The sequence below is a fragment of the Pseudomonas sp. SM4 genome (assembly GCF_051913165.1).
Classification (GTDB): domain Bacteria; phylum Pseudomonadota; class Gammaproteobacteria; order Pseudomonadales; family Pseudomonadaceae; genus Aquipseudomonas.
Genome location: NZ_JBODOE010000008.1, coordinates 183,366 through 195,243, shown reverse-complemented (window position 1 = coordinate 195,243; position 11,878 = coordinate 183,366). Strand labels below are relative to the sequence as shown.

Below are 11,878 nucleotides of genomic sequence, written 5' to 3'. Positions count from 1 at the left end.
CGGAGTGATTATTCCGACAGCTCGCGTCGGTTGTCCGTCGGAAGTGGGATAGATAGGCTCTGGGGATCGCTGAATTCAGCGATCGGACGTCGCAGTCCGTTCAGCTCACTTGGTGCATAATCGCCACCCCAAACCACAACGCCTCGGTGTTTGTGTTTGGTCGATGGTGGCTGTGCGCGGAATACCCTCGGGTATGCCGGATTTCCAAGTGATCCGGTCTGCGACCCCGCGTACAGCTGCCTCCCTCCCTCCGTCGCGTCGCAGCGATCAGTGGCAGCTCAATGCATCACTTGGAGTTTCACGATGATCAAACCAACACCCAATCCGCCTGAAGGCGATTGCACATCCCCGTACGAATCCCTCGATTCAAGAAAGCTCCACGACGCTGCCGAGCGTGCGCTAGATCATTACCTCAAACCGAACGTCACCGCCCTGAGATTCCACAAGCCCAGCACCATGTTTCAGGTTGCTCCTGACATGGATAACGAAAGCCTGTTGGCCCACGCCTGCGAATCACTGGCTTCGGCGAGCATCATGACCAGCGATATTGCGGCGTATGTCGATATCCCGCAGCGGCATACGATTCTGGCGATTCAGCAGATCATCATGCTGGCTGAGCTGGCGGTAAATCGGGTGCTGGATAATGTGGAAGTGACGCGGTCTGTAACACCCAGCTGACCCCCTGTAGGAGTGAGCCTGCTCGCGATTGCGGTGGATCAGCAGCACTGATGCTGGATGTTGGTCCGTCATCGCGAGCAGGCTCACTCCTACAGTTGGATCGGATGTGAACCGTAGGAAATCGGGTGGCTTTGAGGCCGTCATCGTTGGCAAGCCAACTCCCACAGGGTTTGGGGGGCCTCGGCGAAGTTATTTATCGTGATCGATGTCGAGTTTGGAGAAGGTGACCTGGCCGCCTTCACTGGTGTATCCGGTGTTGTCCTGCACATAAACCCCGGCTTTGAAGTACAGCGGCTTCACCCGCCAAGTCGCGCTGATCTGTGAATCCCACTGATAACCCGCCGCGCTGATGCCGAGTGCGCCGCCGGGGCTCAAGTGAATGAGGTAGTTGAATTCGCGATCCAGCTTGATCCCGGTCGCCAAGGTGATAACGCGGCTTTCATCCTCGTCCGGGTGCATGCGGACTTTGATCACCAGGTTGCCGGTCTCGGTTTTGGTCTTGTATTGGTACTCGAGTTTGACCATCGGCTTCTGGCTTTCGTAGGCGTGAATCTGGCCGATGACGATTTTTCCGGAGCTCGGCACTTTGTTGACCGTAACCGTCGCGCGCAGAAGATTGTCGGCATCCGGGTAATACCAGTTGCGCAGCGTGCCGTTGCTGTAGGTCTCGCGCAGTTCAGTGCGCGGATAAATGGCGTTTTCGGTTTTTGACCCGGTAACCGGTGACCAGAAGAACAAGGTGCCGGTGTCGGAATGGAAGTACTGATCCTTGAAGCCTTTTACCAGCTTCGAGGTTTCAACGGTGTATGGCGGGCTGCCGACGGGAACGCTGAGGTTCCAGGTTGCGAGATCGATCATGTCGGTTGTTCCACTCAGTTCATCCTGAACGCGGGTGCCAGAAGCTCTAGTCCGCGCCTTTTGGGGGCGGTCTTTATAAGCGTAGTGATGTTTTTTGTTAACGCCCGTTTGGCAGATGATTGACGTCAACATCCTGTCGAAATGCCATCTTTGCCGGATTCCGGGGGCTGTAGCGGTGACCGTTAGTCGGTAAATGGCACGTTTGGTTAAATGATGGCCTGATGACAGCTATTGCTTTTACAGATCCCGGACTAGAGTGAACGCTCAGTATGTGTACGGTTTTTACCGGAACCGGCCTGTAGTCCCGACAAGAGAAGCAGCATGGAATGCGCGCAACCCCAGCCAGGTGAAGGCAGCTCTGTCCTTTTAATCGTTGATGATTACCCTGAAAACCTGATCAGCATGCGCGCGTTGCTGCAACGTCAGGACTGGCAGGTCATCACCGCTGCCTCCGGTTTCGAGGCGCTCAGTCTGTTGCTCGAACACGACGTCGATCTGGTGCTGCTGGATGTGCAGATGCCGGGCATGGACGGCTTCGAGGTCGCGCGGCTGATGCGCGGCAGCCAGCGCACAAGGCTTACACCGATTATTTTTCTCACCGCCAACGAGCAATCCCAGGATGCCGTGATCAAGGGCTATGCCAGTGGCGCGGTGGATTACCTGTTCAAACCGTTCGACCCGCAGATTCTCAAGCCCAAAGTGCAGGCATTGCTGGAGCACCAGCGTAACCGCCGTGCTTTGCAGCGTTTGAGCCATGATCTGGAAGTGGCGCGAGCCTTCAATGCCTCGGTGCTGGATAACGCCGCCGAGGGGATTCTGGTGGTGGGTGAGGACGGTTTGATCCGCTTCGCCAATCCGGCGATCTCGCGGCTGCTCAATGCGCCCGTGAAGGAGCTGGAGGGTCAGGAGTTTCTCGATTACCTGCAGAAACCGCATATTCCGCTGTGGGCCGATTCCGATTTCTACGCCTGTTACAAACGCGGGGAAACGTTAAGACTGCACGACGCGTTATTGCGCACTGCGCCCGGCCAGCAGGTGCCGGTGGCCTTGTCCTGCGCGGCGCTGCCCAGCGAACAACATGCGATGGTGGTGACGGTGCTCGACATGTCGGTGGTGCGCCACTTGCACCAACAACTCGAGTTTCAGGCCGTGACCGATCCACTGACGGGCCTGCTCAATCGCCGAGGCTTTTACCAGACGGTGGAAAACCTGCTGTTGCGCGGCGAACGCAGCGACAGCAGTTGGGTGCTGTTGTACCTGGATCTCGACGGTTTCAAACGGGTCAACGACTCGTTGGGGCATGATGCCGGCGACCGCGTGTTGCGCTGGGTCTCCGAGCAATTGAAGGCGTGCCTGCGCCCGTTCGACATTCTTGCGCGCATGGGCGGCGATGAATTCACCGCGTTGCTGGATCTGGAGTTTCCCGAGCAAGCGGCGAAAATTGCAGAAAAACTCATCGAGCGTGTGTCGATCTGTCAGCAAATCGAAGGACTCGACATCGCGCTCGGCGCCAGTATCGGCATCGCTACGTTCCCGGATTGCGGTTCCAACCTCGACGGATTGCTGCGTGCCTCCGACATCGCCATGTATGAAGCCAAGCGCGCCGGGCGTCAGCAGTATCGCTTCTATGATCACGAAATGAACGGTCGCGCGCGCTCGCGCTTGATGCTTGAAGAGAGCGTGCGCACCGCCATCGAGAACCGCGATTTCAACCTGGTCTATCAGCCGCAGGTGGCCATTGATACCGGGCAGATTCGCGGTTTTGAAGCCTTGTTGCGCTGGCAGCACCCCAGCGTCGGCGATGTCCCGCCGGGGCTGTTCCTGCCGTTGCTGGAAGAAGCGCGGTTGATCAGTCGGCTCGGTAGTTGGATTTATCATCGTGGCGCCGGCCAGCGCAAAGCCTGGGAAACCCTGTTCGCTGAGGATCTGGTGCTTGGCGTGAGCTTGAGCAACACCCAATTCAGCTTGCCGAATCTGGTCACCGAGTTGCGTCAGGTGATGGAGCGCCACGCGTTGCAGCCTCGGCAATTGGAAGTCGAAGTGACCGAAGAGGCGCTGATGCAAAACCCCGATGAGACCCGCAAGCAACTGCGCTTGCTGCGTAATCTCGGGGTTCGGGTCGCGCTCGATGACTTCGGTTCCGGGCCTTGCTCGCTGGCGCACCTTCGTGATCTGGAACTGGACACGCTCAAACTTGATCGCCATCTCATCGCCCGATTGCCGGACTCTGCTCGCGACGCCTCACTGGTCAGTACGGTGATCAATCTGTGCAAACAATACGGTTTGCTGGTGATTGCCGAAGGGGTCGAAACCGTCGAGCAATACCATTGGCTGCAAGCCCACGGTTGCGAGTACGTGCAAGGTTTCCTCGTCGCGCGGCCGTTGATCGCCGAAGACGCCGCCAGCTTCGCCGAGCCTTTCGACTGGAGCGCGCTGCCCGGTTGAATTCGCTACACTGGCGCACCTTTTTTCGAACCGTGTCGCCCGTCCATGACTGTGTTGAAGTACCTCCAGGCCTATCCCGCGCAATTGCAGGATCAGGTGCGCCAATTGATCGCCGAAGGGCGCCTGGGCGATTACCTCAGCCAGCGTTATCCGGGGCGGCACGATGTGCAGAGCGACAAGGCGTTGTACAGCTACGCACTGGACCTGAAACAGGAATACCTGCGCAACGCCCCGGCCATCGACAAGGTGCTGTTCGACAACCGTCTCGACCTGACCCACCGCGCGTTGGGCCTGCACACCACGGTGTCGCGGGTGCAGGGCGGCAAGCTCAAGGCCAAGAAAGAAATTCGTATCGCCTCGTTGTTCAAGGAGGCCGCGCCGGACTTTCTGAAAATGATCGTCGTGCATGAACTGGCGCATTTCAAAGAGTCGGATCACAACAAGGCGTTTTATAAATTGTGCGAGCACATGCTGCCGGGGTATCACCAGATCGAGTTCGATCTGCGCGTGTACCTGACCTGGCGCGACATGCAATAAAGATCAAAAAATCACAGCCCCTGTAGGCGCTGCCGAAGGCTGCGATCTTTTGACTTTCTAATCAACGGGGTCCATGCATGGACGTAAGCAAGACCAAAAGCAGTTTCTACCGCCGTTTGTATGTGGCGTACCTGATCGACAGCGGCCTGGCCCCCAGCGTCCCAACGCTGACCGACGTCACCGGCATGCCCCGGCGCACCGCGCAGGACACCATCGCGGCGTTGGCTGATCTGGATATTGTTTGTGAGTTCGAGCAGGAAGAGGGCGCACGCAACCATGCCGGGCGCTACCGGATTCGTGAGTGGGGGGCGATTGATCGCGGGTGGATCGAGCGCAATCTGCGGCAGATCAAGGCTGTGCTTGAGTATCTTTAATTCTTGCAGTGATCGAGCTGACGCCATCGCTGGCAAGCCAGCTCCCACAGGCTTATCAGTCGGACACAAAATTTGTGTTCACCGTTGAACCTGTGGGAGCTGGCTTGCCAGCGATGAGGCCCTTAAGAACGACGCATGCCGATATGCGGAATGTCATCCTCGAGATATTCCTCACCCGCCACAACAAACCCGTACTTACCGTAATACCCCCGCAAATGCGCCTGCGCCGACAGATAGATCGGCACTTGCGGCCAATGCTTCTCGGCCTGTTTCAGCGCCTGTTCCATCATCTCGTGCCCCAACCCTTTGCCACGCCCTTGCGGCGCAGTAATCACGCGGCCGATCACCACGTCACCGCCCTGAGACTCCGGGTCGAGCAGACGCAGATAAGCCATCAACTGGTCGTCATCCCAACCCATCAAATGGTAGGTATCACCTTCCAGATCCTGGCCGTCGAGGTCCGGATAGGCGCATTTCTGTTCGACCACGAACACGTCCGACCGCAGCTTCAATAGCGCGTACAACTGTTCCTTGCCCAGATCACTGTGATGTTTGCAGACCCACTCGATTGTCATGTGCCGATTCCTTGAACGTGTCGCCCGATACTAAGCGCCCGCGCCAAAGATGTCTGTATGGCGTAAGAGTCTGTGACAAAGGTCAAAATGCCATCATTCCTTTCTCGCACGGATGACTTCTTTGTGTAATCTGCTGGTGAGCGCAGTGCATTGGCTCCATTGAGCTAATGTTAGTGCCTGGGTTTCGCCGGTAAGGGGCCTTGGGGTTTTGACTGAAAACACGCTGGGCAGCCCGCCCGCTAAGGATTTTCAAGCATGCCGCGATTGCATCGAGCCTTTGCTTTGATCGGATTGCTGTTGCTGAGTCAAAGCGCTGCAGCGGAGAAGCTGCGGCTGGTGTTTGATATCTGGCCGCCCTTTACCGACGACACGCTGGTCAATGGTGGCCTGGCCACCGACATTGTCAGCACCGCGCTGGCCCGGGCCGGTTATGCCAGCGGTTATGAGCAGGTACCTTGGGCGCGGGCGCTGCTGGGGGTTGGTGAGGGCCGTTACGATGTGCTGGTCAACGCCTGGTACAACGACGAGCGGACCAGACTCGGGGAGTTTTCCGGGGAATACCTGCTCAACCGCATCCGCTTTCTCAAGCGCAAAGACACGCCACTCGACTATGCCAATCTGCAACAACTGCACACTTATCCGATTGCGGTGGTGCGCGGTTATGCCTATTCCGCGCCGTTCGATGCCGACACCGCACTGCAGAAAGTGCCTGTGCATAACTTTGCCATGGCCGTGCGCATGCTCGCGGCGGATCGGGTCAAGTTGACGCTGGAGGATGAGTACGTGGCCAAGTATTACCTGGCGCGTGAATCCGCCAAGGTGCGCAACGCGGTGGAGTTTTTGCCCAAGCCGTTGAGTGAGAACAGCCTGCATATTTTGGTCAGCCTGAAGAATCCGCAGCATGAGCAGATTGTCGCGGGGTTTGATAAGGCGATTGCGGCGATGAAGGCGGATGGCAGTTATGACAAGTTGCTTCGCCAGCATGGGATGTGAGGGTCGATCCAGAATCTTCTGTGTGGCAGATGTCGCTATCGCGAGCAGGCTCACTCCTACAATTTGGAATGCGTTCCCCTGTAGGAGTGAGCCTGCTCGCGATGGCGTCCTGTCAACCGCCACTGATTTCTGAGGTATCCTTGATCAGGTGCGCCGCCAAAGTGCGCAACGGCCCCAACTGCCGGCAGATCAACGCCAACTGCGTCTGCACCAACCGTTGTCCCTCATCAATCTCATCAGCCATCTGCTCCAGCTCATTGGCCAGCGCTTCTTCCTCGTCGCTCTGAATCGCCACCGGCTGCTTGCTCGCCAGCCCTTGGGCGATTTCATCGATACTCGCCGCCAGCTTCACCCCGGCGCCATCAATCAGATGCTCGCGCACCTCCGCCGGCAATTGAGTCTCGCGATGCGCACCCAGCCCTGACAGATAACTCAGCAACGTGTGCGACAGCACCAGGAAACGGAAACCGACATCCGCTTCCTTACGGAAATGCCCCGGCTCCATGAGCATGTTCGCCAGCGTCGTCGACAGCGCCGCATCGGCGTTGTGCGCATTGCGCCGGGCTAGACGGTAGGCGAGGTCGTCGCTCTTGCCGGCGGCGTATTGCTGCATGATCTGCCGTAAATAGATGCTGTTGCAGGTCAGGGTGTTGGCCAGCACTTTGTTCAGGCGTCGACCCTGCCAGTCCGGCAGGAACAGGAATACCGTCAGCCCGGCAATCAAACTGCCGAGCAGGGTATCGAACAGTCGTGGCAGGAACAGCCCGTAACCGTCGCCCACCTGGTTGAAGCAGAACAGCACCATGATGGTGATCGCTGCAGTCGCCAGGGTGTAGCGGGTGGTGCGGTTGGTAAAGAACACCACGCCGGCGGCGATGGCGAAACACGACTGCACCAACGGGCTCGGGAACAGATCGAACAGCGCCCAGGCCACGGTCAGGCCGATGGCTGTGCCGAAAATCCGCTGACCGAGTTTGCGTCGAGTGGCGCCGTAGTTCGGCTGGCAGACGAACAGTGTGGTGAGGATGATCCAGTAACCTTGCGACGGGTGAATCAGATGCACCATGCCATAGCCGATGATCAACGCCAGCGGCAGGCGCAAAGCGTGACGGAACAACAGCGACGTCGGCGTCAGTTGCGTGCGCAGGCGAATCCAGACGTCCTTGAAGTTGCGCGGCGAGCGGTCGAGCAGGCTGCTGTCGGTCGCATCGGCCAGGGCGTCGGGGTTGCTCGCGTCGCTGAGCAAACGGTCGAGGGTGCCGAGGTTGGCCGCCAGTGCGCGCAGGGAGCGCAGCAATCCGCGCCAGGCCGGGTTGCTCTGGATGCGCAGGTGTTCGAGGGAAGCGTCGAGGTCGCTCAGCGCTTCGGCGAAGCTCGCGTCGTAAATGAACGGCTGGCGCATCTGGATCGATTCGGCCAGCGCGCGGCAGGCTTTGCCTTGTTGGCGCAGCAGGCGCTGACAGCGGAACAGTACGTCACTGTGGAAAAACGCATCAGCGAGGGCGTTGTACGGATAGTGCGAAGAGCTGGCGCGTTCGTGAATGTCTTGCGCGAGGAAGTACAGCTTCAGGTAGCGGCTGACTTTCGAACCGGGGCGACCATTTCCGACGCGGTGCAGAATGATTTCCTTGGCGCTGTTGAGTGCAGCGACCACGCGGCCGTTTTGTTGCGCCAGCTCCAGGCGCCGGGCTTCGACGTCCAACTGGCGGATCGGCTCGAACAACGAGGCTTTCAGCTTCAGGTAAAAACCCAATTCGCGAAACAATCGCGCCAGACTTTGCTGCACCGGCTGGTTGGAAAACAGCGCCTGCCACACCACCGAGAGCAAGCCGTACCACGCGGCACCCGCGACCAGCAGCATCGGTTCGTGCCAGAAATCGGTGACCGCGCCACCGCGTTGATCGACGCCGATCATCGTGTACACGGACAGAATCAGCGTCGCCGAAGCAATCGCCCCATAACGCTCGCCGAGCGCACCGAGCATGGTCAGGCCGAAACTCGCCAGCGCCAGGGCAATGGCAAACACGATGGGGTAGGGGAAGAGCAATTCCACCGACAGCGCGGCGATGCTGAAACACACCAGCGTCACGGCAAGGGCGTTGAGGCGGCCCTGCCAACTGTCGTCGGTTTCGGCCAGGGCGCTGGCGATAATCCCCAGGAACAACGGGATCAGCAGGCCCATTTCATCCTGATACCAACACAGCGCCATGCTGCCGGTCAGGGCGATGAACACCCGCACGCTGTAGCTGAATTTATCCAGCGCCCACAGGCGCCGCAAAGACTGACGAAACGAGGTCGAGGACATGAAGTGCGAAGGCCTTCCGAGGCGATGCCGCTAAATTGAGCCAGTAATGACGCCGGCGCAATGGCGCCGATCACATCTGACAGCAAAAAGTGTTCCTTGATCGCCCCGCGACCCCTTGTAGGAGCTGCCGAAGGCTGCGATCTTTTGATCTTGATCTTAAAAAACAGGATCAAAAGATCGCAGCCTTCGGCAGCTCCTACAGGGGGAGTGTTGTTTCGCTCAGACGTATTGCGCGGCGGCGTAGCCGGAGGCCCAGGCCCACTGGAAGTTGAAGCCGCCCAGGTGGCCAGTGACGTCGAGGACTTCGCCAATGAAATACAGGCCCGGGCTTTTCAGCGATTCCATGGTCTTGGACGACACTTCGCGGGTATCAACGCCACCGAGTGTTACCTCTGCAGTGCGATAGCCTTCCGTGCCCGCCGGCACGACTTTCCAGCTGCCGAGCTTCTCGGCGATTTCCGCCAGTTCCGCGTGGGTGTACTGCTTCATCGGCTTGGAGACAAACCAGTTGTCCGCCAGCAGGTTGGCCATCTTTTTGGTGAAGATTTCACCCAGCAACGTTTTCAACTCGCTGTTGGGACGCTCGGCCACTTGCTCTTGTAGCCAGCTCGCCGCGTCGTGATCCGGCAGCAGATTGATCTCCACCGTGTCACCCGATTCCCAGAATGACGAAATCTGCAAAATCGCCGGGCCGCTGAGGCCGCGGTGAGTAAACAGGATGTTCTCGCGAAAGCTCTGATCGTTGCAGATGACCAGACAATCCACCGACGTCCCGGACAGCTCGGTGCACAATTCCTTGAGCTGATCGGTGATGGTGAACGGCACCAGGCCGGCGCGGGTCGGCAACAGTTCATGGCCGAACTGCTTGGCCACCTGATAACCAAAACCGGTGGCGCCCAGCGTCGGGATCGACAGGCCGCCGGTAGCGATCACCAGCGACTGGCACTGGACCTGACCGAGGGTGGTGTCGAGCAGGTAACCGCTCTCTACTTTCTCGATGGTCTGGATCGACGTGTCCAGATGCAACTCGACGCCGGCCTGATCGCACTCGGTGAGGAGCATTTCGAGGATGTCGCTGGATTTGTTATCGCAGAACAACTGGCCGAGTTTTTTCTCGTGGTAGGGCACGGCGTGCTTGGCGACCATGCCGATGAAATCCCACTGGGTGTAACGCGCCAGTGCGGATTTACAGAAATGCGAGTTCTGCGAGAGGAAATTGCTTGGCTCGGTGTACATGTTGGTGAAATTGCAGCGGCCACCGCCCGACATCAGGATTTTCTTGCCGGCCTTGTTCGCATGGTCGAGCAGCAACACCTGACGCCCACGCCCGGCGGCGGTCAGTGCACACATCAACCCAGCGGCGCCAGCGCCAATGATCACGACTTCGGTAGAGCGCAAAACGGTGTCCTCACACAATGATCGTTCCCACGCTCTGCGTGGGAATGCTGCCATGGACGCTCTGCGTCCGTTGTTATGTGACGCGGAGCGTCACGGGATGCATTCCCACGCAGAGCGTGGGAACGATCAGGTCAGAGGATGCGGACGCGCAGCGAGCGGCCCTTGATCTTGCCGTCGTTCAGGCGCTGCAAGGCTTGCATGGCCACGGTGCGGTCAACAGCGACGTAAGCCTGGAAGTCAAAGATCGCGATCTTGCCAACCTGAGCACCCGGAATACCGGCATCACCCGTCAGTGCGCCAAGAATGTCGCCCGGACGAACCTTGTCTTTACGGCCAGCACCGATGCACAGCGTGGTCATCGGCGGCTGCAGCGGCGCGAGGCCCTGGGACTTGAGGTTATCGACCTGATCCCAATTCAACGGCGATTTTTGCAGTTGCTCGATGGCTTGCGCGCGATGCGCTTCGCCCGGTGCAACCAGGCTGATCGCGATGCCTTTCTCGCCAGCACGACCGGTACGGCCGACGCGGTGAATGTGGATTTCCGAATCGCGCGCCAGTTCGACGTTGATCACCATGTCCAGCGCATCGATGTCCAGACCACGGGCGGCAACGTCGGTGGCGACCAGTACCGACGTACTGCGGTTGGCGAACATCGCCAGCACCTGATCGCGATCACGCTGTTCGAGATCGCCGTGCAGGCCGACGGCGGAAATGCCTTTGGCGGTCAGGTGATCGACGGTTTCCTGCACTTGCTGCTTGGTGAAGCAGAACGCCACGCACGAAGCAGGGCGGAAGTGGTGGAGGACTTTGGTCACCACGCTCATGCGATCTTCCGGGGAAATCTCGTAGAAGCGCTGCTCGATCTGCGTGTCATCGTGGAACGCTTCGGCTTTCACCGTTTGCGGATCACGCATGAACTTCGACGCCAGTTGCTTGATGCCCACCGGGTACGTCGCGGAGAACAGCAGGGTCTGACGACGCTCCGGAGTCTTGACGATGATGTCTTCGATGGCGTCGTAGAAGCCCATGTCGAGCATGCGATCGGCTTCGTCGAGGATCAGCGTGTTCAGGCCATCGAGGACCAGCGAACCCTTGCGCAGGTGCTGCTGAATGCGCCCCGGGGTGCCGACGATGATATGCGCGCCGTGCTCCAGCGAAGCGATCTGCGGGCCAAACGACACGCCGCCGCACAGGGTCAGGACTTTGATGTTGTCTTCGGCACGGGCCAGACGACGGATTTCCTTGGCGACCTGGTCGGCCAGCTCACGCGTCGGGCAGATCACCAGCGCCTGGCAACCGAAATAACGCGGGTTGATCGGGTTGAGCAGACCGATGCCGAACGCGGCGGTCTTGCCGCTGCCGGTCTTGGCCTGGGCGATGAGGTCCATCCCCTTGAGGATCACCGGCAAGCTCTGCGCCTGGATCGGCGTCATCTGGGCATAACCGAGGGATTCGAGGTTAGCCAGCATGGCGGCGGACAGCGGCAGAGTATTAAAAGCGGTGGCGATGGTGGTCACGGGACTGGCCTGCAAAACAAAATGTCGCGCAGTGTAGCAGCCCCGTGCCACTTTCCTCGAAAGTTCTGGACGAACAGCGAGTGAATTTGAGCCTAGGCTTTCCTGACTACAAATAAACCTGTGGCGAGGGGATTTATCTGTGGCGAGGGGATTTATCCCCGTTGGGGTGCGCAGCACCCCCTATACCCGCCACCTCGG

10 protein-coding genes are annotated in these 11,878 nt (G+C 59.0%); 5 read left to right on the top strand and 5 right to left on the bottom strand.

Annotation, left to right across the window (positions count from 1 at the left end):
* Positions 1-303: 303 nt before the first annotated feature.
* Positions 304-678: a DUF6124 family protein gene (locus tag ACQ4MY_RS16975; protein WP_440095899.1), complete on the top strand. Its 375-nt coding sequence runs from the start codon at positions 304-306 to the stop codon at positions 676-678.
* Between the two features lie 189 nt (positions 679-867).
* Here the strand turns inward: ACQ4MY_RS16975 and ACQ4MY_RS16970 are convergent, their stop codons facing one another.
* Positions 868-1,536 carry a polysaccharide lyase family 7 protein gene (locus tag ACQ4MY_RS16970; RefSeq protein ID WP_158833472.1) on the bottom strand — a complete coding sequence of 223 codons (669 nt, stop codon included), beginning with the start codon at positions 1,534-1,536 and terminating at the stop codon, positions 868-870.
* Positions 1,537-1,857: 321 nt separating this feature from the next.
* On the opposite strand from ACQ4MY_RS16970, the gene ACQ4MY_RS16965 reads away from it, so the two are divergent.
* The 3 genes from ACQ4MY_RS16965 (at position 1,858) to ACQ4MY_RS16955 (ending at position 4,892) form a co-directional block, all read left to right on the top strand.
* Positions 1,858-3,981 (top strand): putative bifunctional diguanylate cyclase/phosphodiesterase, encoded by a 2,124-nt coding sequence (locus tag ACQ4MY_RS16965; protein WP_440095897.1) that lies wholly within the window; start codon positions 1,858-1,860, stop codon positions 3,979-3,981.
* Between the two features lie 45 nt (positions 3,982-4,026).
* Positions 4,027-4,518, top strand: a complete 492-nt coding sequence (locus ACQ4MY_RS16960) for a M48 metallopeptidase family protein (RefSeq protein WP_158833468.1) — start codon at positions 4,027-4,029, stop codon at positions 4,516-4,518.
* Between the two features lie 77 nt (positions 4,519-4,595).
* Positions 4,596-4,892, top strand: a complete 297-nt coding sequence (locus ACQ4MY_RS16955; protein WP_440095896.1) for a winged helix-turn-helix domain-containing protein — start codon at positions 4,596-4,598, stop codon at positions 4,890-4,892.
* A 122-nt stretch (positions 4,893-5,014) separates the two neighbouring features.
* Here ACQ4MY_RS16955 and ACQ4MY_RS16950 read toward each other — a convergent pair whose 3' ends face one another.
* On the bottom strand, positions 5,015-5,467 hold the full coding sequence (locus ACQ4MY_RS16950; protein ID WP_440095895.1) for a GNAT family N-acetyltransferase: 453 nt from the start codon (positions 5,465-5,467) through the stop codon (positions 5,015-5,017).
* 255 nt (positions 5,468-5,722) lie between these two features.
* Between ACQ4MY_RS16950 and ACQ4MY_RS16945 the strand changes: the two genes are divergently transcribed.
* A complete protein-coding gene (locus ACQ4MY_RS16945; RefSeq protein ID WP_008081017.1) occupies positions 5,723-6,460 on the top strand; it encodes a substrate-binding periplasmic protein in 738 nt (245 codons plus the stop codon).
* Between the two features lie 112 nt (positions 6,461-6,572).
* Here the strand turns inward: ACQ4MY_RS16945 and yccS are convergent, their stop codons facing one another.
* From yccS to dbpA, 3 genes are all read right to left on the bottom strand, one after another.
* The gene (gene yccS / locus ACQ4MY_RS16940) at positions 6,573-8,765 is read right to left on the bottom strand and encodes a YccS family putative transporter (RefSeq protein WP_440095893.1); all 2,193 of its coding nucleotides are present in this window, start codon (positions 8,763-8,765) and stop codon (positions 6,573-6,575) included.
* A 219-nt stretch (positions 8,766-8,984) separates the two neighbouring features.
* A complete protein-coding gene (locus tag ACQ4MY_RS16935; protein WP_440095892.1) occupies positions 8,985-10,163 on the bottom strand; it encodes an NAD(P)/FAD-dependent oxidoreductase in 1,179 nt (392 codons plus the stop codon).
* A gap of 131 nt (positions 10,164-10,294) precedes the next feature.
* Complete coding sequence (gene dbpA, locus ACQ4MY_RS16930) at positions 10,295-11,680, bottom strand: ATP-dependent RNA helicase DbpA (protein ID WP_008085781.1); 1,386 nt, start codon at positions 11,678-11,680, stop codon at positions 10,295-10,297.
* Positions 11,681-11,878: the final 198 nt, after the last annotated feature.

Bases quoted from the DNA above. Each gene is read 5' to 3' on its own strand.
- ACQ4MY_RS16955 (WP_440095896.1), top strand. From the start codon at position 4,596: ATGGACGTAAGCAAGACCAAAAGCAGTTTCTACCGCCGTTTGTATGTG.
- yccS (WP_440095893.1), bottom strand. From the start codon at position 8,765: ATGTCCTCGACCTCGTTTCGTCAGTCTTTGCGGCGCCTGTGGGCGCTG.
- ACQ4MY_RS16970 (WP_158833472.1), bottom strand. From the start codon at position 1,536: ATGATCGATCTCGCAACCTGGAACCTCAGCGTTCCCGTCGGCAGCCCG.
- ACQ4MY_RS16965 (WP_440095897.1), top strand. From the start codon at position 1,858: ATGGAATGCGCGCAACCCCAGCCAGGTGAAGGCAGCTCTGTCCTTTTA.
- ACQ4MY_RS16960 (WP_158833468.1), top strand. From the start codon at position 4,027: ATGACTGTGTTGAAGTACCTCCAGGCCTATCCCGCGCAATTGCAGGAT.
- ACQ4MY_RS16950 (WP_440095895.1), bottom strand. From the start codon at position 5,467: ATGACAATCGAGTGGGTCTGCAAACATCACAGTGATCTGGGCAAGGAA.
- ACQ4MY_RS16945 (WP_008081017.1), top strand. From the start codon at position 5,723: ATGCCGCGATTGCATCGAGCCTTTGCTTTGATCGGATTGCTGTTGCTG.
- ACQ4MY_RS16975 (WP_440095899.1), top strand. From the start codon at position 304: ATGATCAAACCAACACCCAATCCGCCTGAAGGCGATTGCACATCCCCG.